This window comes from Curtobacterium sp. MCBD17_023, assembly GCF_003224415.1.
Taxonomy (GTDB): domain Bacteria; phylum Actinomycetota; class Actinomycetes; order Actinomycetales; family Microbacteriaceae; genus Curtobacterium.
Window position 1 is genome coordinate 1 of record NZ_QKLJ01000011.1, and the last position, 23,525, is coordinate 23,525.

The following is a 23,525-nucleotide window of genomic DNA, read 5'->3' on the forward strand; positions in this document are numbered from 1 at the left end:
AGATGTGTATAAGAGACAGGCCCGACCGCGTCTGCCGCGGTCGCACGACTTGCCGCTCACGTCCGCCGTGGTTCCGCTATCGCGGGATCTCGACGCGCGAGATGCGCGAATTCCGGAACCTGGGGGGAGGGGGGGACGGCTCAGACGGACGCGCGCCAGTCCTCGTCGTCCTCGTCCTCGCCGTCGAGCGGCAGCGCGATCGACGACGTCGGCGGGTTGATGAGCGTGCGCTCGTCCCGCCGGTGCCGCAGCACGTCGTTGATGTAGGCGGTCGTGGCCTCGGGGAGCGACACCGAGCGCTCCTCCTGCTGCGACATGAACCAGCGGTGCTCGAGCAACTCGTGGAACACCTCGGCGGGTTCGAGCCGGCCGCGCAGGTCCCGCGGGATCGCCCGCACGACGGGCTCGAACACCCGCGAGACCCACTCGTGCGCGACCATCTCCTCGTCGAGCTCCTCGCGGCCGTTGCGGGCACGGTACGCGTCCAGGTCGTTGAGCAGTCGTCGGGCCTGGTTCTCCTCGGCGTCGAGGCCGGTCAGACGCAGCAGACGGCGCTGGTGGTGTCCGGCGTCGACGACCTTCGGCTGAATGCGGACCTGTGCGCCGGACTCCGCGGTGCGGATCGACAGCTCCTCGATGTCGAAGCCGAGTGCGTTGAGCCGCTCCACGCGGTCGTTGATGCGCCAGCGCTCCGCCGCGTCGAACTGCTCGGTGCCGGTGAGCTCCGTCCAGAGGGTCCGGTACTGCGCCACGATGCGGTTCGACACGTCCACGGGGTCGGCGTTCTCGTCGAGACGTCCGCCGGCCTCCAGGTCGAGGAGCTCGCCGGCGATGTTGACGCGCGCGACCTCGAGGTCGTTCTCCCGCTGCCCGTTCGACAGCCCGCCCGGGTAGAGCTTCCCGGTCTCGGCGTCCACCAGGTACGCGGCGAACGAGCCGGCGTCGCGGCGGAACAGCGTGTTCGAGAGCGAGACGTCGCCCCAGTAGAAGCCGATGACGTGCAGCCGGACGAGCAGGAGCGCCAGGGCGTCCACCAGGCGGGTGGCCGTGTCCGGGCGCAGCGTCTGCGAGTACAGCGCGCGGTAGGGCAGCGAGAAGCGGAGGTGGCGGGTGACGAGGACGGGCTGGAGCTCCTCGCCCTCGCGGCCGACGCGGTTCGTGATGACCGCGACGGGGTCCACGCACGGCACGTCCATGCGCTGCAGGGTCCGGAGCATGTCGTACTCGGAGCGCGCGAGTTCGGCGCTCGTCTCCTTGACCGCGACGACGTAGCCGCTGAGGTGCACGAACCGCACCAGGTGCCGCGAGATGCCCTTCGGCAGCGCGACGATCGTCTCGTCGGGCCAGGCCTCGAGCGGCAGGTCCCAGGGAAGGTCGAGCAGGCCGGGGTCGACGGTGGCGGCGGTGATGGTCATGGAGTCGGGCACGACGGGTCCTCAGGTGCTCGGCGGTGGGTCTGGAGGACGGGAGGCTCGGTGCGGGCCCGCACCGAGCCTCCCGTCCCGCAGGTGGGAACGACGGGAGCCCGCCAGGCGCCGGTGACGGCGGATGACGGGCTCCCGGGGGTGGTGATCAGGCGCTGACGACGGCCTTGTCGTCGAGGCGCTCGCCCGACTCGGCGTCGAACACGTGCACGTGACCCTGCTTCGGGCTCACGACGATCGTGTCACCGATCGAGGGGTGGTTGCGACCGTCGACGCGCGTGACGATGTCGGTGCGCGTGCCGTTCACGTCGGCGTGGCCGTAGAGGTAGCCGTCCGCGCCGAGCTCCTCGACGACGTCGACCGTCACGGGCAGGCCCTCGCCGGACTGGGACACGATGATGTCCTCGGGGCGGACGCCCACCGTGACGGCACCCGAGCGGGCGTTCGACAGGGTGTCGCGGTCGATCGGGTGGTTGAGCGACCCGAAGCTGATGCCGCCTTCGAGCACCGACGCCGGCAGGAGGTTCATGGCCGGCGAGCCGATGAAGCCGGCGACGAACACGTTGTTCGGCTTCTCGTAGAGGTCGCGGGGGGTGCCGACCTGCTGCAGGATGCCGTCCTTGAGCACCGCGATGCGGTCGCCCATCGTCAGTGCCTCGGTCTGGTCGTGCGTGACGTAGACCGTGGTGACGCCGAGACGACGCTGCAGCGACGCGATCTGGGTACGGGTCTGGACGCGGAGCTTGGCGTCGAGGTTCGACAGCGGCTCGTCCATGAGGAACACCTGCGGCTGACGGACGATCGCACGGCCCATCGCGACGCGCTGACGCTGACCACCGGAGAGCGCCTTCGGCTTGCGACCGAGGTACTGCTCGAGGTCGAGGAGCTTGGCGGCCTCCTGCACGCGGGTGGCGCGCTCCTCCTTGCCGACGCCGGCGATCTTGAGCGCGAAGCCCATGTTCTCGGCGACGGTCATGTGCGGGTACAGCGCGTAGTTCTGGAACACCATCGCGATGTCGCGGTCCTTCGGCGGGACGTCGGTGACGTCACGGTCGCCGATGCGGATGGCGCCGGAGTTGACCTCTTCGAGGCCGGCGAGCATGCGCAGGGACGTGGACTTGCCACAGCCCGACGGGCCGACGAGGACGAGGAACTCGCCGTCGGCGACGTCCAGGTCGAGGGAGTCCACCGCGGGGCGGTTGCCCCCGGGGTAGAGACGGGTTGCCTTGTCATAGGTGACGGACGCCATGAGCGTTCGGTCCTCTCCACCGGCAGGTACGTGCCGGACGATCCGTGGTGAAGCGGCGGCCCAGTCGGGCCCCGGACGGTCGCCGTCGACCGTCACGCCTCATACAACACGAGTTCTCCGGCTGGCGCCAGTGCGGGGGGCACGCGGGCTCCGGGCGTCGTCTGCTGGTTGGCTGGTTCCCATCGGCCGCCACTACAATCGCCGGGTCCGTCCGCCGACCGGGGGGAGGCCGGCGGACACCGACCAGGAGGACGACCGCACGATGACCAACCGCCCCGAAGGCGACGCCCGCGCCGAGCGCAACGCGCGTCGTGCCGCCGCGCGCGAGCGAGCTCAGCGAACCCGTACCCAGCAGAAGCGACGCCAGCGGGGTGTCCGCATCGGGCTCCAGGTCGGACTGGGCGTCGTGCTGATCGCCGCCGCCACCATCGTCACGCTGGTGCTCGTGAACTCCTCGCGTCCGGCCGGCCCCGGGCCGGACACCATGGCTGACGGCGGGATCACGATCGGCGCCGGGCTGAAGGCCGTCGAGCCCGGCGCTGCGTCCACGCCGTCGCCGAGCTCGACCGCCTCGGCCGAACAGGTCCGGATCACCCTCTACGTGGACTACCTCTGCCCGATCTGCGGTTCGTTCGAGCAGACGAACAGCGAGTACATCGAGGGGCTCGTCGACTCCGGTGCCGCGACCCTCGACGTGCACCCCGTCGCGATCCTGACGAACCGCTCCCAGGGCACGAAGTACTCCCTCCGTGCCGCGAACGCGGCGGCCTGCGTCGCGCAGGAGTCCCCGGACTCGTTCTTCGCCGTGAACCGCGCACTGTTCGCCGCGCAGCCGGAGGAAGGCACGCCGGGCCTCACCGACGAGCAGCTCGCCGACGTCGTCACGACCGTGCCCGGTGTGCGCAAGGGCTCGACGATCGAGCAGTGCATCGAGGACCAGCGGTACGGCAAGTGGGTCGACGAGCGCACCACCGCCGTGACGGGCGGGGACATCCCCGGCTCGGAGCTCACGACCTTCCCGGGGACCCCGCTCGTGCTCGTCAACGGCCAGCAGTACCCGTACTCCACCGCCTCGACGAACGACGAGTTCCGGACCTTCGTCGTCAGCGCCGCGGGCAGCACCGAGACGACCCCCACGCCGACCCCGAGCGCGACCCCCACCGCGTCCGCGACGCCGTCCGGGTCCGCGTCGCCCACCGCCGGCTGACACCGCACACGAGCTGACCAGCACGACCGACCACGTGTCGGACGCGCACGACGGCCGGGACGCCTCCACGAGACATCCCGGCCGTCGCCGTTCAGAGGGCCGACGCGGGCACGGTGAGCGTGTCGCAGCTCGTCGCACCCCGTTCGTAGCCCCGCTCGAACCAGTCCTGACGCTGCTCGCTCGTGCCGTGCGTGAACGAGTCGGGGTCGACCCGGCCGGTGGCGCGCTCCTGGATGCTGTCGTCGCCGACCGCGCTCGCCGCCGACAGCGCGTCCGCGACCTGGGCGCGGGTGACGGGCTCGAAGAACGTCTCCCCGTTCGCAGACTCCGTGGTCGCCGCGTCACCGACCCAGGCGCCGGCGTAGCAGTCCGCCTGGAGCTCGACGCGGACGCTGTCCGACGCGGCCCCGCTGCCGCTGCGGTCGGTCTCGGCGAAGGTGCCCTCGAGCTGCTGGACGTGGTGGCCCCACTCGTGCGCGACGACGTACATCTCGGCGAGCGGTCCGCCGGACGCCCCGTACGTGGAGCGGAGCTCGTCGTAGAAGTCCGTGTCGACGTAGAGGGCACGGTCGGGCGGACAGTAGAACGGCCCCGTCGACGCCGAGGCCGTCCCGCACCCGGTGTCGGTCGACCCGGTGAACAGGAAGAACTCCGGCGTCGAGTAGCTGACCCCGAGATGCTCGGCCTCGGCGGACCAGTACGCGTCGAGGGACTCCGCAGCGCCCTCCATGCGGCAGTCGATGCTCGCGTTCGCGTCGCGACCGGTGCGGCACTCGGCGACCGGCGAGGCCTCCGCGCCGCCCTGCTGGATGGTCGTCAGTCCGCCGCCACCGCCGACGACGCCGCTGAGGTCGACCCCGGTGAACTGTGCGATGAGGAACACCACGATCACGGTGCCGATGGACCCGCCACCGATCGCCACACCACGACCGGGGCCGCGCCGCTTGACCTTGCCGCCACTGAGCTGCGAGTCGTCGTTGAACGTCATGGCGTCGAACCTACGGACGTGCAGCGGGGGACGTGTGCACCGGCGCGACCGCCGGGCGTGGCGCGAGTAGACCGGGGGCATGCCGATCCTCGACGAGACCCACCCCCTGTTCCTGCTCGCGATGGACCAACGGTCCTCGCTCCTCGAGCACACCTACGACGAGGACTCCGGAGAGCCCGCGGACGAGGCCGAGGCCCAGCGCGTCCGTGCCGGCAAACAGCTCGTCTACCGTGGCCTGCTCACCGCCCTCGCCGCCGGTGCAGCGCGCGAGCACACGGGTGTCCTCGTCGACGAGCGGTACGGCGCCGACGTGGCCCGGCTCGTCAAGGAGGCCGGGCTGCAGCTCGCGATGCCGGTCGAGCGCTCCGGCCGCGAGTGGTTCGAGCTCGAGTACGGCGACGACTGGGTCGCCCACGTCGACACGTTCGACCCGGACTGGGTGAAGGTGCTCGTGCGGGACAACCCGGCGTTCGACGCCGAGCACCGCGCGCAGCAGGCCGCCGCGCTCGCCGACGTCGCGGCGACCCTGCACGACGCGGGCCGTCCGTTCCTCGTGGAACTGCTCGTCCCGGCGACCGACGAGCAGCGCGACGCGGTGGAGGACTACGACCGCGACCTCCGCCCGGACCTCGTCGTGCAGGTCCTCGAGTACCTGCAGGACCACGGCGTCGAAGCCGACGTGTGGAAGCTCGAGGGGCTCGACCGCACCGAGGACGCCGAGCGCGTCGTCGCCGCCGCCCGCCGCGGTGGTCGGGACGCCGTCCGGTGCATCGTCCTCGGGCGGGACGCCCCCGAGGAGCAGCTCGACCACTGGCTGCGCACCGCGGCGCCGGTCGACGGGTTCGTCGGCTTCGCGATCGGACGGAGCAACTGGGAGGAGGCGCTCGAGGACGTCGTCCGCGAGCACCTCGACACCGAGGCCGCCGAACAGCTCATCGCGGCCAACTACCGCCACTTCGTCGACACCTGGCTCGAGGCCCGCGGAGGGGTCGAGCACGGTGTGGACGCGGGCGCCGTCTGAGCTGACCGGACCCGGCCGGTCGACGCGGGTCAGGTGCGGACCAGCGGCTCCACGGACGCCAGGTCCGCGCCGATCCCGACGTCCACCAGTTCGATGCGCCCGGCGAGCGTCGCCGCCGGGCCGCGGAGGAGCCCGGCCTTCACCCCGCCGAACGTCACGGTGACGTCGGCGTGGAGCACGTGGTCGTCCGCGATGCCGCCGGTGTCCACGTCGATGCCGCTCGGCACGTCGACGGCCACGACGAACGGGGCCCGCTGTTCGCGGGCGAGCTCCCGGAGCGCCGCGACGACGTCGCGCGCGGGGGAACGCAGCGGTCCTCCACCGCCGATCCCCAGGATCCCGTCGAGCACCAGGTCGGCCTCGAGCGCCGCCTCCCGCGCGGCCGACGCGAGCCGTTCCCCCGCCGGGGGCGTCGCCGCACGCAGGATGTCGGCGGCCCCCGCCGCGGACGGGACCGGGCCGCCGTCCGCGGGGTCGTCCAGGAGGCGCGCCCCGGCCTCCCGGGCTGCGGCCAGGCCCGCCTCGTGGACACGGGAGCCGACGCGGAGGACCGTCACGTGCCTCCCGGCCGCCGCCAGCCGCGCAGCGGCGAAGAGCGCGTCACCGCCGTTGTCACCGCTGCCGACCAGGACGAGGACGGAGCCGGGGCCGTCCCCCGGGCGGATCGCGGGGTCGTCGAGCAGGTCCGCGACGATCGCGGCGAGCCCGTCCGCGGCCCGCTGCATGAGCGGCTCACCCGCCTCGAGGTGGGGGCGTTCCGCCGCTCGGATCTGGTCGCCGCCGTAGCCGTCCATACCGGCCACTGTGGCCCCACTACCCTGGACGGGCCATGTCACTCGTCCCCGAAGCGCCCCGTCCCCGCGTCGTGATGTCCCCGGACGGTCTGCCGCTCGCCACCTACGACTTCGGCGATCCCGACGCGCCCGCGGTCCTCGCCGTGCACGGCTTCGCGTCCGGGGCCGTCCTCAACTGGCACGCCTCCGGCTGGACCCGCGACCTCGTCCGCGCCGGCCACCGCGTCCTCGCGTTCGACCAGCGCGGCCACGGCGCCAGCGGGAAGCCGCACGAGCCGCACAGCTACTCCATGGACCTGCTCGTCGACGACGTCACGGCGGTGGTGGACACCTACCTGCTCGACGACGTCGCGTTCCTGGGGTACTCCCTCGGCGCCCGGGTCGGGTGGCACGCCGCCGAGCGGATGTCGGACAGGATCTCGCGCGCGGTGCTCGGCGGGATCCCGGACGCGGACCCCATGCGGCGCGTCCGCGTCGACCAGGCGTGGGCGTTCATCACCGACGGCACCCCGGTCGAGGACCGCGTCACGAACGGGTACCTCACGATGGCGGCGAACGTCGAGGGCAACGACCTCCGCGCGCTCGTCGCGATGGTGGAGGGGATGCGCGACAGCGTCGAGCCGACGCCGGCGAACGCGCCGACGCAGCCGCTGCTGCTGGCCGCCGGCAGCGAGGACGGGATCAAGGACAGCGCGCTCCGGCTCGCCGAGACAGCGCCGCACGCGACCTTCGTCGAGATCCCGGGGCGGAACCACTTCAATGCCCCCACGTCGCGGCACTTCCGGGAGGCGGCGATCGCGTTCCTGGGGCAAGGGTGGTAGCGGGGCGCTCGCGTCTGCAGACCGTTGACCGGTACTCGTGGACCCTCCCGCCGTCGAGGGGGCGCGGCGTAGCGTCCGCCGCATGGACTACAGACTCCTCGGCAACAGCGGGACAGTGGTGTCGTCGCTGACCCTCGGCACCATGACGTTCGGCAGCGAAGCCGACGAACCGACCTCCCACGCCATCATCGACGCCTTCGTCGCGGGCGGTGGCACGTTCATCGACACCGCCGACGTGTACTCGGGCAACGAGTCCGAGCGCATCATCGGACGGTGGCTCCGCGACCACCCCACCGACGCGCAGCAGGTGGTGCTCACCACGAAGGGCCGCTTCCCGCAGGGCGACGGCCCGAACGACCTCGGCCTCTCGCGCCGGCACCTCCGCGTTGCCCTCGACGCCTCGCTGGAGCGGCTCGGCGTCGACCACATCGACCTCTACCAGATGCACGCGTGGGACGCCCTCACCCCGATCGAGGAGACCCTGCGCTTCCTCGACGACGCCGTGTCGGCCGGCAAGATCGGCTCCTACGGGTTCTCGAACTACCTCGGCTACCAGGTCACGAAGGCGGTCTACGAGGCCCGCCTGCACAACTGGGCACCCCCGGTCACGCTCCAGCCGCAGTACAACCTGCTCGTCCGCGACATCGAGCACGAGGTCGTGCCCGCCTGCCTCGACGCCGGGATCGGACTGCTCCCGTGGTCGCCGCTCGCCGGTGGCTGGCTCTCCGGTAAGTACCAGCGCGACGAGGCCCCGACCGGGTCGACCCGACTCGGTGAGGACCCGAAGCGCGGCATGGAGGCGTGGGAGGCCCGCAACGCCGACGAGCGCACGTGGAAGGTGCTCGACGCGGTGTCCGCCGTCGCGGACGCGCACGGCGCCTCGCGCTCCCAGGTCGCCCTGGCCTGGCTCCTCGCCCGGCCGGCGGTGACGAGCGTCATCCTCGGCGCACGGACCGTCGAGCAGCTGCAGGACAACCTCGGCGCCGCGGACCTCGTGCTCGACCAGGCCGAGCTGCAGACGCTCACCGAGGCGAGCGCTCCCCGCATCGACGACTACCCGTACGGCACGGCCGGCGTCGCCCAGCGCGAGCGGAAGACCACCGGCGGTCGCTGACGGCGCCACGCGGTCGCCGGGGCCCCGCCTTCGCGGCGTGCCCCGGTGACGCGTGGGGCCTACCGCCGCACCGGGCCGCCGCGCCGCGGCATGCCAGGTGGGGCCGCCGTGCCGGGGTCGGGCCGCCGTGACGGGCCCTGGCCGCCGTGCTGCGCCGGGGTGTGGCCGCCACGCCGCCGCCCGGCCTCCTCGGCGGGAGACGCCCGGGGGCTGCGTAGGATCTCGGGGTGCCCAGTCGCCGCGCCCCCTGGTCCCCGGACCGCCGGTCGGTCGACGACCCCGACGCGGCACGAACGCTGACCGACCACCGCGCCACGGAGGTTCCGGTGCAGCACCGCGGAGCGCCGCACCGCGGGGGCGCGGTCCGGCGAGCGCTCGACCGCGGCGTGCTCGACCGGGTGTGGCTGCGCGTCACGGCCCTCGTGCTGCTCGCGGTCGCGGCCGCCTACCAGTGCTTCTGGCGCATCGGCGCCGGCAACATCGGTGGGGACGAGGCCACCTACGTCAAGGCCGGCCTCGCGTACGTGCACGGGGCGTTCGACCAGAACCGCGAGCACCCACCGACCGCCAAGTACCTGTTCGGCCTCGCGCAGCTGGTCGGTGGGCCGGGCGCCGTCGCACCCCGGGTCCTGGTCGCGTCGCTCGTCGTCCTCGGTGCGGCGGTCATGTTCGTCTGGCTGCGCGCGGAGGTCGGCTTCTGGACCGGGTTCGCGGCCGCCGCGCTCTGGACCCTCACCCCTCGCGGCGGTGCCGGTGCCCGCCTGGACCGGGTGGCGCTGCTCGACCCGGTGATGGTGTTCTTCGCCCTGGCGGCACTCTTCGCTATCTGGGTGTGGATCCGTACCGACCGCTGGTGGTGGGTGCCCGTGTCCGCGGTGCTCATGGCGGCGTCGGTCACGTCGAAGGCGTCGACCCTCGTGCTGCTGCCGGTCTTCGTCCTGGCCCCGGTGCTGTTCGGCCGGTGGCGTGCGCTCGTCGTCGGCGGAGCGGTGTGGGCGGCCACGTTCGTCGTCGCCGTCGTCGCGCTCTACGCCCCGATGGGGATGCGCTCCGCGGTGCAGTACATGCTCACCTTCCAGTCCGGACAGAACGAGCACGGACACCTCATCTCGATCGCCGGCCACACGTACCAGTTCGCTCCGTGGTGGGCGAACTGGTGGTTCCTGCTCCGCGGGGTCGGCACGCCCGTCGTGGTGGTGCTCGCCGTCGCCGTGGTGCTCGCGGTGGTCGTGCGTCCGGGCAGGCTCGTGGTGTTCCTCCTCGCGCCGCTGGTCCTGCTCGTGGCGTTCTACTCGCTCGCCGCCGAGATCGCGCTGCCGACCTACTACGCGGCGTGGATGCCGTTCATCGTGATGCTCGCCGCCGTGGGGCTCGGGCAGCTCAGCCGCGTGCGACCACGGTGGCTGACGAGCAGCATCGCCGTCGTGCTCGTCCTGGTGGCACTGGTCGGGAGCATCCCGACCGCCCGGACGATCTGGGAGGCACGTGCCACCGGCGTCGCCCGGCTGCTCCCGCTCCTGCGGCACGAGGGCATCCGGGACGGTCAGGTCTTCTTCGGCGCGATCACCCCGAGCGACTACGACCAGTACGTCGGGGACCGCGGGGTCCGTGACGTGGTCGATGCACCGTTCGTCGCGATCGTCGTCGGCCGGGACCGTCGCTTCCCGCTGCCGCCGGAGGTGCAGGATCTGCTGACGTCCGAGCGGTCGTCGTTCGAGCGGGTGCGACTCGACCGCGTCGTGGCGTGGATCCCGGACGGGGAGATCGTCCGGACGTCCGACGGCGGGCTGACCGTCCGGCACTGACCGTCGGGCGCCCCGGTGTGGGTGGCCGTGAGCGACGGCTCCGCCTTCGGCTGCACGGGAAGCCGTGATCTGGGGCCGGCAGCGGGACTTGAACCCGCAACCCCCGTATTACAAGTACGGTGCGCTACCAATTGCGCCATGCCGGCTGACCCGCCCATCGTACCGGGCGGACACGACGACGGCGCCCGGGCCGCAGCCCGAGCGCCGTCACACCCGCCTACTCCTGCGCCGAGAAGTTGAGCGAGATCGAGTTCATGCAGTAGCGGTCGCCCGTGGGCGTCCCGAAGCCGTCCGGGAACACGTGGCCGAGGTGGCCGCCGCAGTTCGCGCAGCGGACCTCGGTGCGAGCCATGCCGAGCGAGTTGTCCTCGATGAGCTGCACCGCGTCGGGATCGACCGACTCGTAGAACGACGGCCAGCCGCAGCCGGAGTCGAACTTCGTGCCGCTCTTGAACAGCTCCGCACCACACGCGGCACACGTGTAGACGCCGGCACGCTCCTCGTCGAGGAGTTCACCGGTCCACGGGCGCTCCGTCCCGGCCTGGCGCAGCACGGCGTACTGGTCAGGGGAGAGCTCCTCGCGCCACTGGGCGTCGGACTTGTCGACCTTGTAAGCCATGTGCGTACCTCCTGGTTCCGACCGGGGCTCGTGCCCGCCGGTCATCGTGCGTCACACCAGTAAACTCCGACCGATGTCCGAGCATTCCGTCCGCCGTGCCCGCTGGGAGCACCTGACGACCGACGAACTGTACGACATCGTGCGGCTCCGGAACCGGGTGTTCGCCCTCGAACAGCGGGTCTCGGCCGAGGACTTCGACGGCCGTGACCGCGACCCGGACACCGAGCACTGGTGGGTCGGGGGCGCGGACGGACCGGTCGTCGGGTACCTCCGCCTGGTCCGGTCGGCCCCGGACGAGCCGCACCCCGCGGGGACCGCTGTGCCGACCCGCGTGATCGGCCGTGTCGCCACCCACCCCGACCACCGCGGCCAGGGCATCGCCGGCGGCCTGGTGGCGGCGGTGCTCGGGTCGCACGGCGCCGAGCCGTTCGTCCTGCACGCCCAGCAGTACGTCGCCGGACTGTACGAACGGCACGGGTTCGTCCGCTTCGGCGCCCCCTACGACGAGGCCGGCATCACCCACGTCGGCATGTACCGCCCCGGGGCCTGATGGACACGCGGGACCGCTACCGCGCCTACGCCGACCGGATCGACGGGGTCTCCCCGACGTACGCCGCCTGGGCGCGCTCGGTCGAGGGTCCGCTCGTCGACCTGCTCGACGCCGTGCCGGAGCCGAAGCGCCAGCCCGAGCTCCTGTTCGCGGTCGCGCGACGGCTGGGTGCCGACCCTGCTGACCCGGCAGCGCTCCGCGCACTCGGCCGGGAGGCCGGCCCCGCCCTCGTCGCGGCCCTCACCACCGCCACGGTGCAGGCCAACGACCCGCGACGGCTCGCCCCCGTCGTCCCGGTGCTCGCCGCGCTCTCGGCGGCCTCGGCGCGACCCCTCGGTCTGCTCGACGTCGGAGCGGCGGCCGGACTCTGCTCGATCCCGGACCGCGTGACGCTCGACCACCGGCTCGTCGACCGTGCGCGTCCGGCCGGTCCGGTCCCGGGCGGTCCGGTCCCGTCCGGTCTGTTCCCGTCCGGCCCGGGGCCAACGCAGCGCGGACGACGGAGCGCGACGGCGGGCGACCTCGTCCGGGTGCACACGGCGGTCGAGGGGCCCGCGGTGCACCTCGTCGCCGAGGTCGTGGGGACACCACCCGCTCCCGCGACGACCCCGATCCGGATCGGTGCCCGCGTCGCCCTCGACCCGAACCCGATCGACCCCGCGGCGCCGGACGCGTTCGCCCGACTCGCCGAGGCCGTCCCGCCCGAGGCGACGGACCGGACCGCCCTGATGCGGGACGCGCTGCGGGCGACGCTGGTCGAGCCTCCCGTCCGGGTCCGCGGCAGCGTGCCGGACGACCTCGACCGGGCCCTCGACGCCCTGCCGGACGACTGCGAGCCGGTCGTCATGACCACGGGGACGCTCGTCTACGTGCCGGGCGCTGGGCGGCAGCGCTTCGTCGACCGGCTCCGCGAGCGGGGCGTCCGCTGGGTGGCGCTCGAACGCACCGGTGTCCTCACCGGGGTCGCGGCGACCCTGCCGGAGGACGTCGACCCCGCGGACCCGGACGCCTTCGCGACGCTCTCGCTCGACGGCCGGGCGCTCGCCGTGTCCGACGCCTTCGGCACCCGCGTCCGGTGGTCCGCCCCGCCCGAGGTGCTGGCGGAGACCGTGGGGTGAGCGGGTTCCGCGACAGTCCAGCACCGTGCCAGGGTCGACATGCCGCGCACCCCTACGATGTGCGAGACCTGCAACCCGTTCGCGATCGGACCAACCTGTGACCGCCCTCCCCGCCGACGAGCTCACCGAGCTCGCCAAGCACGTGCTCGCGTTCGAGCACGACCGGGCGCGGCACGACCGGACCAAGGAAGCGGAGATCCGGGTCGAGTTCGACATGTCGCCGACGCGGTACTACCAGGTGCTCAACCGCGTGATCGACACACCGGCCGCCCTCGCGTACGACCCGCAGCTCGTCACCCGGCTGCAGCGGCTCCGCAGCGCCCGGACGAGCGCACGCGCTGCCCGCAGTTTCGTCGCGCCCCCGGCCGACCCCGAAGGACGTGAAGAGGAACGATGACGAGATTCCCGCGAGACCGGTTCGACGACGTCGCAGACGGCCCCCGGGTCGGCGCCCACCGTGGTGCTGCCCGCCGGGGTGGCGGGTGGGTCGTGTTCGCGTGGGCCGCACTCGCGACCGGCGTGCTGGTCGGCATCGGGGTCCTCGTCCTCGCCCTGCTGAACGGCAGCGTGCAGTTCACGGAGGGGAGCGGTGGGTCGACGGCGTCCGCGACCTCGACGCCCTCGGCCAGCGCATCCTCGGACTCGGACTCGGACTCGGACGCCGGCGCCGACGCGGACTCCGGGGCGGACGACGGCGGAGCGACGCAGTCGCCGTCGGCAGCGGCCGGCGCATCTGCTGCCGACCAGGGTACGACGACGCTCGTCGTGCTGAACGGGACCTCGACGACCGGTCTGGCCGCGAACGCCTCGACGCGGCTCGGGACCGCCGGGTGGACCGTGAGCTCGACCGGGGACGCCGGGACGACCGGGGCGACGCAGACGATCGTCTACTACCAGCAGGAGTCGCAGGCGGCCGTCGCACAGGGCGTCGCGCAGGCGCTCGGGGTCAGCGCGGTGCAGCAGTCGGCGGCGTTCCCGAACGCGGACGTCTCGGTCGTGCTCGGCTCCGACTACACGGGCTGACCGGGGTCCGCGGCGGTCCTCCGTGGTCGTCGTGTTTCCGTCACGTTGCGGATCGGGGTGCTCCGCGTGAAATGCGTGTCACACCCCTTGCCGAAATGCCGTCCTTCGGTCAGAGTCACCAGTGGTCACCCCGTGATCGCGACGACGCCTCATGTTGCCGTCCGGGAGCGGGTGAGTCGACATGCGCTCGGACCCGGCGGCCACCTCGCGCGAGGGGGCCGTCGTTCGCAACAGCAGTACCGCAGGGAGCAAGGATCATGGCCAACGGAACCGTGAAGTGGTTCAACGCCGAGAAGGGCTTCGGCTTCATCACCGTGGATGGAGGGGGCCAGGACGTGTTCGTGCACTACTCGGCCATCGACATGAGCGGCTACAAGGTCCTCGAGGAGGGCCAGGCGGTGACGTTCGACGTCGGCACCGGGTCGAAGGGCCCGCAGGCCGAGTCGGTCCGTCCCGCGTAGTCGTCCGGAACCACTCGCGAACGCGCCGTCCCCTCGGGGGCGGCGCGTTCGTCGTCCGCCGGGACGCGGTGGGTCGACCTGTGGAGTGGGGCAGAGCCTCCCCACTGTGTTGCACTCTCGGGTGGCGAGTGCCAGAATCGGGCTTGGCACTCGGCCAGGCTGAGTGCCAGAACGACCCCGATGACGACGTCCGGGAGGGACGAAGAACTCACATGGCAAAGATCATTGCTTTCAACGAAGAGGCCCGACGCGGCCTCGAGCGCGGCCTCAACCAGCTGGCCGACGCCGTGAAGGTGACGCTCGGCCCGCGCGGCCGCAACGTCGTCCTCGAGAAGAAGTGGGGCGCCCCCACGATCACGAACGACGGTGTCTCCATCGCCAAGGAGATCGAGCTCGACGACCCGTACGAGAAGATCGGTGCGGAGCTCGTCAAGGAGGTCGCCAAGAAGACCGACGACGTCGCCGGTGACGGTACGACCACCGCGACCGTCCTCGCCCAGGCCCTCGTCCGCGAAGGCCTTCGCAACGTCGCCGCCGGCGCCGACCCCATCTCCCTGAAGCGCGGCATCGAGAAGGCCGTCGCGGCCGTCTCCGAGCAGCTGCTCGCCGACGCCAAGGAGATCGAGACCAAGGACCAGATCGCCGCCACCGCGTCGATCTCGGCCGCTGACCCGACCATCGGCGCGCTCATCGCCGAGGCAATCGACAAGGTCGGCAAGGAAGGCGTCGTCACCGTCGAGGAGTCGAACACCTTCGGCACCGAGCTCGAGCTCACCGAGGGCATGCGCTTCGACAAGGGCTACCTGTCGCAGTACTTCGTCACCGACCCCGAGCGCCAGGAAGCCGTCTTCGAGGACGCGTACGTCCTGATCGTCAACTCGAAGATCTCGAACATCAAGGACCTCCTGCCGGTCGTCGACAAGGTGATCCAGGCGGGCAAGCAGCTCCTGATCATCGCCGAGGACGTCGACGGCGAGGCCCTGGCCACGCTCGTCGTGAACAAGATCCGCGGCATCTTCAAGTCCGTCGCCGTCAAGGCCCCGGGCTTCGGCGACCGCCGCAAGGCCATGCTGCAGGACATCGCGATCCTCACCGGCGGCCAGGTCATCTCGGAAGAGGTCGGCCTCAAGCTCGAGAACGCGACGCTCGACCTGCTCGGTCGTGCCCGCAAGGTCGTCATCACCAAGGACGAGACCACGATCGTCGAGGGTGCCGGCGACGCCGACCAGATCGCGGGCCGCGTCAAGCAGATCCGCGCCGAGATCGAGGCGACCGACTCCGACTACGACCGCGAGAAGCTCCAGGAGCGCCTCGCGAAGCTCGCCGGTGGCGTCGCCGTCATCAAGGCGGGTGCCGCGACCGAGGTCGAGCTCAAGGAGCGCAAGCACCGCATCGAGGACGCCGTCCGCAACGCGAAGGCCGCCGTCGAAGAGGGCATCGTCGCCGGTGGTGGCGTCGCCCTCATCCAGGCCGGCAAGGTCGCGCTCGACGGTCTCTCGCTCGAGGGTGACGAGGCCACGGGTGCGAACATCGTGCGCGTCGCCATCGACGCCCCGCTCAAGCAGATCGCGTTGAACGCCGGTCTCGAGCCGGGTGTCGTCGCCGCTCGTGTCCGCGAGCTCGAGGCCGGCCACGGCCTCAACGCTGCGACGGGTGAGTACGTCGACCTCATCGCCGCGGGCATCATCGACCCGGCCAAGGTCACGCGCTCGGCGCTGCAGAACGCCGCGTCGATCGCCGGTCTGTTCCTCACGACCGAGGCCGTCGTCGCCGACAAGCCGGAGAAGACCCCGGCCATGCCGGCCGGCGACCCCACGGGTGGCATGGACTTCTAGTCCGTCCTGCCGGCAAGGGCCCTCGTACGCTGCGCGTGCGGGGGCCCTTCCGCGTGCGCGGCCGTGTTACGGCCGATGCTGTGTCGCCGAGGTCGCACGAAGTGCCGCCTGCCTGCCTGCGGCGCGGCACATCGTGCGACCTCGGTGACGCCAGCGCGGCGTGTCGTGCGACTTCAAACGGGTCATCAGGACCCCTTGCAGCCATCGCTCACGCCTGCCCTGCACTGGAGGCACGGAGGCAGCTTCCGTCCACAAGCTCGGGACACAGGCGGAGCACCGGACGCGGCTGCCCGATGCTGCGGTGATGGTGGAACCACGACCGCTGCCCGCGCCGTTCTCCGACGGCCCGTTCAGAGTCCGGGACGCTCTCGCGTCGGGGCTCGACCCGGGTCGGCTCCGCCGGATGGACCTGCAACGTCCCGTCCACGGCGTCCGGGTGGTACGCGGGAGCGACGCCACCATGGTCGACGTGCTCACGCCGCTCCTCCGGCCCGACCAGTTCTTCAGTCACACCACGGCTGCTGCCCTGTGGGGAGCACCACTCCCGCGACGCGTCCGAGCGGAGGTCCACGTCACCACCGCGGGGACCGCCGCCTTGATGCGGCGCCCCGGCATCACCGCGCATCGTGCTCGACCCGACGTTCCCACCGTCACCGCGTTCGGAACCCGTCTCAGCACGCCCGAGCGGAGTTGGTGGGAGTGCGCGAGCGTCCTGACCGTCAGGGAACTCGTCGCGGTGGGCGATGCCCTCGTCGGCAGGAGGTCGCTGACGACGTTCGACCGCCTCGCGGCTGCCATCCGTCCGGGACATCGCCACGTCAGGGTGGCGCGAGCAGCGCTGGAACTCGTGCGGGTCGGAGCGGAATCACCGATGGAGACGTGGTTCCGTCTTGCGATCGTCGACGCGGGGTTCCCGGAGCCCGACTTGAACGTCGAGGTCTTCGACGCAGGTGGAGTCTTCCTCGGCCGGGTCGACATGGCCTGGCCTGAGCAACGCATCGCCTTCGAGTACGACGGTGACCATCATCGCGACCGGGACGTCTTCCACCACGACCACCGGCGTGACAACGGGTTCGTCGTCAACGACTGGTTGGTGGTGCACGCCACAGCGGTGGATGCAGCACGTCCGGCTCTGGTCTTCGAGCGACTCCGGCAGGCGTTCGCCGCTCGGAGTCGTGGCGCTTGATGTCGGCGCCCAGGCCATGCCGTCCGTTCCCCCCGGCTACCGTTTTCCTGAAGTCGCAGGACATGCCGCGGCCGATGCGCCGAGGTCGCGCGGACTGCCGCCGCACGGTCGGTGAGCAGGCAGTTCGTGCGACCTCGGCGGGGATTCGCCGCCGCCGCCGGGCGACGGCGCCCGGCGCGCGCGTCAGGACAGGGTGGGGGCCGCGGGGTCGGCGTCGCGGGGCAGGAGCGGGAGCCAGACGCGGAAGGTCGCGCCACCGCCCGGGGTGTCGAACACCTCGACCGACCCGTGGTGCGCGTGCACGATGCCCGACACGATCGCGAGACCGAGCCCCGAGCCGCCGGTGTCCCGCGCGCGCGAGGTGTCGGCCCGCCAGAAGCGCTGGAAGATCTTGTCGCGCAGCTGCGGCGGGATGCCCTCGCCGTGGTCGATGACGTCGATGTGCGCCATGCCGCGGTCGTCGTCCACGCCGATGCCGATCTCGATCGGGTCGTCGTGCTCGGTGAACCGCATCGCGTTGCCCATCAGGTTCGTGATGACCTGCCGGATCTTGTTCTCCTCGGCCAGGACGATCGGCGGACGCTTCGGCAGCACGATCGTCGGCAGCGGGGTGGTCTCGTCCGTCGGCTTCGCGTCGACGTTCATGGCCCGGGTCCGTCGAGCACGCAGTCTGGCGATCGTCTGCCGCGAGAACGCGATCGGCCCGGTGGTGTTGAGCGACGGCGACACCGGGGCGGGACCACCGGCCTCGCCGTCGGCTGCCGGCCCGAAGGAGCTGGCGGGGCGGACGGCCTGTGGGACGTTCTCGCCGGTCACGGCGTCCTCGACGAGGACCTGGATCTCGCGGTCCGGGTTCGAGGCCATCGTGTCGAGGGCCGAGTCGCGGGCGATGGCGACGAGGTCGACGGGACCGAGTTCGAGGGGCTTCGACTCGTCGATGCGGGCGAGCTGGAGCAGGTCCTGCACGAGCAGGCCCATGCGCTGGGCTTCCTTCTCGATCCGGTCCATGGCCTGGGCGACGTCCTCCTCCTTGCGGAGGGCGCCCATCCGGTAGAGCTCGGCGTACCCGCGGAGCGACACGAGCGGCGTCCGGAGTTCGTGGGAGGCGTCACCGACGAAGCGGCGCATCTGGTCGATGGTGCGCTGCCGGTCCTCGAAGGCGTCGTCGATGCGTTCGAGCATGGCGTTCAGGGACCGGTTGAGGCGCCCGACCTCGGTGTTCGGGGTGTCGGCGTCGAGGCGCTGGTTGAAGTCGCCGGCGGCGAAGCGGGCGGCCGTGTCCTCGACGTTGCGGAGCGGGTCGAACGTCGCCGTCACGAGGAGGCGCGTGAGCATCGCGCCGAGCAGGATCACCGCGATGCCGAAGAACAGGAAGATGACGGTGAACCGGAGGATGGTCTGGTCGGTGTCCGCGCTGGACACGGCGACGAGGACGTACCCGGTCTCGGTGGCGCCGTTCGACAGGTTCTGCAGGTTCGCGGGGATGACCTGGGCGCGCCACTCGTGGCTGTGCTGCCGGTCGTACAGGCTGAACGGATGCGCAGCCGACGCAGCGGCCGTGAAGTCCACGCGGGAGATGTCCGGCTGGGACGAGGACTGGGTGTCGCAGATCTGCTCGCCGTTGCCGTCGTACGCGGCCACGTACGAGCTCTTCTCGAGGACGACGGACAGGTTGCAGTACTGCTCGCCGTCGCTGACGTTCTGCCCCTCGAGCTGCGAGCTCGTGGTCTCGACCTGCGTGTCGAGTCGCAGGTTGAGGTAGGTGCTCAGGACGGTCATCGTGCCGAGGCCGGCGACGAGCAGGCCGAGGGCGACCAGGAGGACGGTGATCCCGGTGATCTTGGTGCGGAGGGAGATCCCGTCCCACCAGTGGCTCATTCGCTCGTGCATGCTTCCCCAACAGTAAGCGGCGGCCGTCGGGAAGATCCCGACGGCCGCCGACAGTCAGCTGTGCGACCTGCGCGGTCCGACGCTCAGGAGGCCTTGGTCGCCTTGAGCATGTAGCCGAACCCGCGCTTGGTCTGGATGATCGGCTCGGCCGAGTACTGGTCGAGCTTGCGGCGCAGGTAGGAGATGTAGGACTCGACGATCCCGGCGTCGCCGTTGAAGTCGTACTCCCACACGTGGTCGAGGATCTGCGCCTTCGAGAGCACGCGGTTCGGGTTGAGCATGAGGTAGCGGAGGAGCTTGAACTCGGTGGGGGAGAGTTCGATCTGCGCGTCGCCGATGGTGACCTCGTGCGTGTCCTGGTCCATCGTGAGTTCACCCGCGCGGATGATCGCGTCCTCTTCGTCGTTCATCGTGCGACGGAGGATCGCCTTGATGCGGGCGACGATCTCGTCGAGCGAGAACGGCTTGGTGACGTAGTCGTCACCTCCGACCGTGAGACCGGTGATCTTGTCCTCGGTGTCGTCCTTCGCCGTGAGGAAGAGGATCGGCGAGGTGTAGCCCGACGAGCGGAGGCGCTTGGTCACGCCGAACCCGTTCATGTCGGGGAGCATGACGTCGAGGATGATGAGGTCCGGCTCCTCCTCGAGCACGGCGGAGATCGCCTGTGCGCCGTTCCCGACCGCACGCACCGCGAATCCGGCGAAGCGCAGCGAGGTCGTGAGGAGATCGCGGATGTTCGGCTCGTCGTCGACGATGAGGATCTTGGGTCCGTCGGTCATGCGACCATCCTCTGACTGTTCCCTGGTCGCTTCCTGGGAGCAGTTCGTGCGTTGGCCAGAGGTGGTCGGGAGTCCGGGTACTACGCCACGGCCGGAGCGATCTGGTCCGCGTCGAGGATCGTGTACGAGTACCCCTGCTCCGCGAGGAACCGCTGCCGGTTCTGCGCGAAGTCCTGGTCGACCGTGTCCCGCGTGACGAGCGTGTAGAACGACGCCGGGACGCCGTCCTTGTTCGGGCGGAGGAGGCGGCCGAGCCGCTGTGCTTCTTCTTGGCGGGACCCGAACGAGCCCGACACCTGGATCGCCACGGTCGCGTCCGGCAGGTCGACCGAGAAGTTCGCGACCTTGGACACCACGAGCACGTCGATCGAGCCCTCGCGGAACGCCTGGTACAACCGCTCCCGTTCCTCCACCGGCGTCGCGCCCGTGATCTCGGCGGCGTCCAGGGAGGCCGCGAGCTCGTCGAGCTGGTCGATGTACTGGCCGATCACCAGGATCTGCTCACCGTGGTGCTTCTCGATGAGGTCCCGCACGACCGGGGTCTTGGCCGGTGAGGTCGCCGCGAGCCGGTACCGCTCGTCGTCGCTGGACGCCGCGTACTCCAGCCGGTCTTCGTGTGCGAGGTCGATCCGGACCTCGTAGCACTCGGCGGGGGAGATGTAGCCCTGGGCCTCGATCTCCTTCCACGGTGCGTCGTAGCGCTTCGGCCCGATCAGGGAGAACACGTCCCCTTCGCGCCCGTCCTCGCGCACGAGCGTCGCGGTGAGCCCGAGACGACGACGTGCCTGGAGGTCGGCCGTCAGCTTGAACACCGGGGCGGGGAGCAGGTGCACCTCGTCGTAGACCACGAGCCCCCAGTCGAGGGCGTCGAGCAGCGACAGGTGCGTGTACGCGCCCTTCCGTCGGGCGGTGAGGATCTGGTAGGTCGCGATCGTGACCGGCCGGATCTCCTTGACGCTGCCCGAGTACTCGCCGATCTCGTCCTCGGTGAGGGTCGTCCGCTTGAGCAGCTCGGTCCGCCACTGCCGGGCGGAGACGGTGTTCGTGACGAGGATGAGCGTCGTCGCCTTCACGGTCGCCATCGCTCCGGCACCGACCAGCGTCTTGCCGGCACCACAGGGCAGCACGACGACGCCGGACCCCTGCTGGAAGAAGCTGTCCACGGCGTCGTGCTGGTACGGCCGGAGGTCCCAGTCCGAGGTGTCGAGGTCGATGTCGTGCGGCTGACCGGGCGTGTAACCGGCGAGGTCCTCGGCGGGCCACCCGATCTTCACGAGCTCCTGCTTGACCTGCCCGCGGGCCCAGGCCTGCAGCTCGACGGCCGTGTCCGAGCGGCGCTCGCCGAGGAGCGGCTGGATGCGCTTGGACCGGGTGACCTCGGCCAGGAGCGCGGGGTCCGACGCGGTCAGCACGAGCGCGGGCTGCTGCTCGAGCTCCTCGGTCGGGGAGTTGGCGATGACGGGGGCGTCCTCGCGCTCCTCGCGCCGGATCACCAGACGGCCGTACCGGGAGACGGTGTCCTCGATGTCGACCGTGACGCTCTGCGGCACCGGGAACTTGGCGAACCGTTCGAGGGTGTCGACCATGGACGCGGCGTCGTGTCCGGCCGCCCGGGCGTTCCAGAGGCCGAGCCGCGTGATGCGGTACGTGTGCACGTGCTCGGGTGCCCGCTCGAGCTCGGCGAACACCGCGAGCGCGTGGCGGGCGTCCTCGGCGTCGGGGTGCGCGACCTCGAGCAGCACGGTGCGGTCACTCTGCACGATCAGCGGTCCGTTCATGACGGATCAGCCTAGGCGGCGCAGCTGGTGCGTCGCCCGGTTGTCCACAGGACGGCCGTCAGGCATCGCTCTCGATCGTGACCACGAGGGAGAGCGGGAGGGTCCGCTCGACGTCGACCGCGGTGTCCTTCCCCCGCACCCGACCGGCCGCGACCGAGGTCGGGACGATCGAGAACGGCTTCTCCGACCCGTCCGGCATCCGGACGGTCACGCGGATCGGGGTCCGGCCGCGCACGGCCATGTCGATCTGGCGGGCCATCCACTCCTGCTCCGGTTCCGCGTCGCCGCGTTCCGTCGTCAGTCGCAGCCGCTCCACCAGGGCGCGGGCCGCCTGCTCCGGTGAGCGGCTCGGCGTCCGCCGTCGGACGGGAGGCCCGGATCGCGTCTCCGGGCGGGCGTCGGCTGCGAGCACGGCCGGGTAGCGCTGGTCCTCGAGTGCACTGGCCACGACGTGCGGCGGGTACTTCGTCACGAGGGTCGTGAGGTCGGGCCGCTCCCACGCCAGCTGCCGGAGCTCGGCGTCGACCCCGACGAGGTCGAGCTGCTCGGGCGTCCCGTGCACGACCGACCCGAGGTCGCCCTCGCCACGACCGACGACGACACTGCCGTCCCGGGTCGCGACCTGGTCGATGAGGTACGTGAGGGGCTGCGGGACGTCCGTGGCGCCGAGCCGGGTGAAGAGCGCCACGACCTCGTCGCGGGTCCGTCCGGCCCGGAGCGCCCGGCGGAGCGAGTCCTCGGACACCCGGTACCGAGCGGCGAGCCCCGGTGCCTCGAGATCGGCGACGGCACGGAGGTCGTCGTCGTCGGCGGGCGACAGCGGACCCGGCGCGATGACCGTCAGGTCCGGCTGGAGGTACACTCCGTCGACCGTCCCCGGCAGGTCTGCGACGGCCGCGGCCAGGGCGGCGTCGCGGTCGTCGCCGAGCAGTGCGTGCCCGGTGGACGTCAGGCGCCCGGCCACCGCGAGCCCGAGGACACCCGCGGCGCCGGCCGCGTCGAGCAGGGCCGCGTCGAGCCAGCGCGAGCCGGCTGGGTACGCCCACCGGCCCAGCGCCACGAGGTCGGTGAGGTCGTCGTCCGCGAGCGTGAGGACCTCGACCACGGCGGGGGCGAGGGCGTCGCGCCAGTCGTGCACGAGCGATGCCCACCGCTCCGGCCACGTGGCGTGCAGCCAGGTCCGGCCGCGGTCCGAGACCGTCCAGGACCCGTCCACGGGGTGGGCGGCACCGATCCGGTCGAGCAGGGCGAGGCGGTCCGCGACCACGGCGGCGTCGGCCCCCGTGCGTTCGGCGAGCTGTCGGGCGAGGGGCGCTCCGATCCCGCCCTTCGCGAGCTCGCGGACGGCGCCGTCGTCGGCCGCGCGGAGGAGCTCCGCGAGCACCGTGAGCGTCTCGAAGGCGTGCTCCGCTCCGGTCGCGCGGGCGCGGGCGTCGTCGGTGCCGCCGTCGGCACCCTGCTGGGCGGCGGCTGCGGGGCGGACCGGAGCCGGGCCTCCCGGGCCGTCGGGGACGAGGTCCGGGCGGGCCGCGAGCCGGGAGGTGACCGCGTCGTCGACGGCGCCGTCGTGACCGACGAGCCCGAGTGCGACGGCCGGCGCGAGGTCCTCGGCGGGGCCCCCGTCGCGGAGTGCGACGAGCGTGCGGCGCGGGAGCCGTTCGACGGCGGCGTCCACCGCGTCGTCGGTGCGGAGCGCCTCGGCGAGGTCGAAGAAGTCCGCGATGTGCTGTGGTCCGGACTCGCCGAGCGCGGCGGTGGGGAGGGCGCGCGCGAGCACGAGCTGCTCGAGTGCGTCGTCGGGGAGCTCGCGCAGGCGTGCGGCGAGGTCCGTCGTGGTCGTCATCGTCCTCGGCCGGCGTCCGT

21 protein-coding genes and 1 tRNA gene are annotated in these 23,525 nt (G+C 71.8%); 12 read left to right on the forward strand and 10 right to left on the reverse strand.

Annotation, left to right across the window (positions count from 1 at the left end; all coding sequences use genetic code 11):
- Positions 1–140: 140 nt before the first annotated feature.
- Both DEI84_RS11765 and DEI84_RS11770 read right to left on the reverse strand, forming a co-directional pair.
- Positions 141–1,427, reverse strand: a complete 1,287-nt coding sequence (locus DEI84_RS11765; protein WP_110890963.1) for a DUF4032 domain-containing protein — start codon at positions 1,425–1,427, stop codon at positions 141–143.
- Positions 1,428–1,572: 145 nt separating this feature from the next.
- Positions 1,573–2,673, reverse strand: coding sequence for an ABC transporter ATP-binding protein (locus DEI84_RS11770; protein WP_110890964.1), 1,101 nt, complete (start codon positions 2,671–2,673; stop codon positions 1,573–1,575).
- A 262-nt stretch (positions 2,674–2,935) separates the two neighbouring features.
- On the opposite strand from DEI84_RS11770, the gene DEI84_RS11775 reads away from it, so the two are divergent.
- A complete protein-coding gene (locus DEI84_RS11775; RefSeq protein WP_181420437.1) occupies positions 2,936–3,880 on the forward strand; it encodes a thioredoxin domain-containing protein in 945 nt (314 codons plus the stop codon).
- 91 nt (positions 3,881–3,971) lie between these two features.
- On the opposite strand, the gene DEI84_RS11780 is transcribed toward DEI84_RS11775, so the two are convergent.
- Positions 3,972–4,868, reverse strand: a complete 897-nt coding sequence (locus DEI84_RS11780) for a neutral zinc metallopeptidase (RefSeq protein WP_110890966.1) — start codon at positions 4,866–4,868, stop codon at positions 3,972–3,974.
- A 79-nt stretch (positions 4,869–4,947) separates the two neighbouring features.
- On the opposite strand from DEI84_RS11780, the gene DEI84_RS11785 reads away from it, so the two are divergent.
- On the forward strand, positions 4,948–5,889 hold the full coding sequence (locus DEI84_RS11785) for a 2-deoxy-5-keto-D-gluconate 6-phosphate aldolase domain-containing protein (protein ID WP_110890967.1): 942 nt from the start codon (positions 4,948–4,950) through the stop codon (positions 5,887–5,889).
- A gap of 29 nt (positions 5,890–5,918) precedes the next feature.
- Here the strand turns inward: DEI84_RS11785 and DEI84_RS11790 are convergent, their stop codons facing one another.
- The gene (locus DEI84_RS11790; protein ID WP_110890968.1) at positions 5,919–6,683 is read right to left on the reverse strand and encodes an NAD(P)H-hydrate epimerase; all 765 of its coding nucleotides are present in this window, start codon (positions 6,681–6,683) and stop codon (positions 5,919–5,921) included.
- A 35-nt stretch (positions 6,684–6,718) separates the two neighbouring features.
- On the opposite strand from DEI84_RS11790, the gene DEI84_RS11795 reads away from it, so the two are divergent.
- The 3 genes from DEI84_RS11795 (at position 6,719) to DEI84_RS11805 (ending at position 10,423) form a co-directional block, all read left to right on the forward strand.
- Positions 6,719–7,504 (forward strand): alpha/beta fold hydrolase, encoded by a 786-nt coding sequence (locus DEI84_RS11795; protein WP_110890969.1) that lies wholly within the window; start codon positions 6,719–6,721, stop codon positions 7,502–7,504.
- Between the two features lie 82 nt (positions 7,505–7,586).
- Positions 7,587–8,618, forward strand: a complete 1,032-nt coding sequence (locus DEI84_RS11800; RefSeq protein WP_110890970.1) for an aldo/keto reductase — start codon at positions 7,587–7,589, stop codon at positions 8,616–8,618.
- Positions 8,619–8,845: 227 nt separating this feature from the next.
- Positions 8,846–10,423: a glycosyltransferase family 39 protein gene (locus tag DEI84_RS11805; RefSeq protein WP_110890971.1), complete on the forward strand. Its 1,578-nt coding sequence runs from the start codon at positions 8,846–8,848 to the stop codon at positions 10,421–10,423.
- A 70-nt stretch (positions 10,424–10,493) separates the two neighbouring features.
- Here DEI84_RS11805 and DEI84_RS11810 read toward each other — a convergent pair.
- Both DEI84_RS11810 and msrB read right to left on the reverse strand, forming a co-directional pair.
- Positions 10,494–10,569, reverse strand: a tRNA-Thr gene (locus tag DEI84_RS11810).
- Positions 10,570–10,640: 71 nt separating this feature from the next.
- On the reverse strand, positions 10,641–11,042 hold the full coding sequence (msrB, locus tag DEI84_RS11815; RefSeq protein ID WP_110824098.1) for a peptide-methionine (R)-S-oxide reductase MsrB: 402 nt from the start codon (positions 11,040–11,042) through the stop codon (positions 10,641–10,643).
- Positions 11,043–11,115: 73 nt separating this feature from the next.
- Between msrB and DEI84_RS11820 the strand changes: the two genes are divergently transcribed.
- The 7 genes from DEI84_RS11820 to DEI84_RS11850 all read left to right on the forward strand — a co-directional run bounded on the left by DEI84_RS11820 (position 11,116) and on the right by DEI84_RS11850 (position 17,215).
- Positions 11,116–11,592 carry a GNAT family N-acetyltransferase gene (locus DEI84_RS11820; protein WP_181420438.1) on the forward strand — a complete coding sequence of 159 codons (477 nt, stop codon included), beginning with the start codon at positions 11,116–11,118 and terminating at the stop codon, positions 11,590–11,592.
- Positions 11,592–12,710, forward strand: coding sequence for a DUF2332 family protein (locus DEI84_RS11825; protein ID WP_110890973.1), 1,119 nt, complete (start codon positions 11,592–11,594; stop codon positions 12,708–12,710). Before DEI84_RS11820 ends, DEI84_RS11825 begins: the two co-directional genes overlap by 1 nt.
- Positions 12,711–12,807: 97 nt before the next feature.
- Positions 12,808–13,107, forward strand: a complete 300-nt coding sequence (locus DEI84_RS11830; protein ID WP_220032726.1) for a DUF3263 domain-containing protein — start codon at positions 12,808–12,810, stop codon at positions 13,105–13,107.
- Positions 13,104–13,733 carry a LytR C-terminal domain-containing protein gene (locus DEI84_RS11835; RefSeq protein WP_110890975.1) on the forward strand — a complete coding sequence of 210 codons (630 nt, stop codon included), beginning with the start codon at positions 13,104–13,106 and terminating at the stop codon, positions 13,731–13,733. Before DEI84_RS11830 ends, DEI84_RS11835 begins: the two co-directional genes overlap by 4 nt.
- Before the next feature lie 257 nt (positions 13,734–13,990).
- Complete coding sequence (locus tag DEI84_RS11840; protein ID WP_022903461.1) at positions 13,991–14,194, forward strand: cold-shock protein; 204 nt, start codon at positions 13,991–13,993, stop codon at positions 14,192–14,194.
- 212 nt (positions 14,195–14,406) lie between these two features.
- Positions 14,407–16,029, forward strand: a complete 1,623-nt coding sequence (gene groL, locus DEI84_RS11845) for a chaperonin GroEL (RefSeq protein ID WP_110824093.1) — start codon at positions 14,407–14,409, stop codon at positions 16,027–16,029.
- A 460-nt stretch (positions 16,030–16,489) separates the two neighbouring features.
- Positions 16,490–17,215 carry a hypothetical protein gene (locus tag DEI84_RS11850; protein WP_146236358.1) on the forward strand — a complete coding sequence of 242 codons (726 nt, stop codon included), beginning with the start codon at positions 16,490–16,492 and terminating at the stop codon, positions 17,213–17,215.
- A 183-nt stretch (positions 17,216–17,398) separates the two neighbouring features.
- Here DEI84_RS11850 and DEI84_RS11855 read toward each other — a convergent pair whose 3' ends face one another.
- The 4 genes from DEI84_RS11855 to DEI84_RS11870 all read right to left on the reverse strand — a co-directional run bounded on the left by DEI84_RS11855 (position 17,399) and on the right by DEI84_RS11870 (position 23,505).
- Complete coding sequence (locus tag DEI84_RS11855) at positions 17,399–19,105, reverse strand: cell wall metabolism sensor histidine kinase WalK (protein WP_110824091.1); 1,707 nt, start codon at positions 19,103–19,105, stop codon at positions 17,399–17,401.
- An 83-nt stretch (positions 19,106–19,188) separates the two neighbouring features.
- The gene (locus DEI84_RS11860; protein WP_110824090.1) at positions 19,189–19,884 is read right to left on the reverse strand and encodes a response regulator transcription factor; all 696 of its coding nucleotides are present in this window, start codon (positions 19,882–19,884) and stop codon (positions 19,189–19,191) included.
- Positions 19,885–19,964: 80 nt separating this feature from the next.
- Positions 19,965–21,662: a DNA repair helicase XPB gene (locus DEI84_RS11865; protein WP_110824089.1), complete on the reverse strand. Its 1,698-nt coding sequence runs from the start codon at positions 21,660–21,662 to the stop codon at positions 19,965–19,967.
- A gap of 58 nt (positions 21,663–21,720) precedes the next feature.
- A complete protein-coding gene (locus tag DEI84_RS11870) occupies positions 21,721–23,505 on the reverse strand; it encodes a helicase-associated domain-containing protein (protein ID WP_110890977.1) in 1,785 nt (594 codons plus the stop codon).
- Between the last annotated feature and the right edge of the window lie 20 nt (positions 23,506–23,525).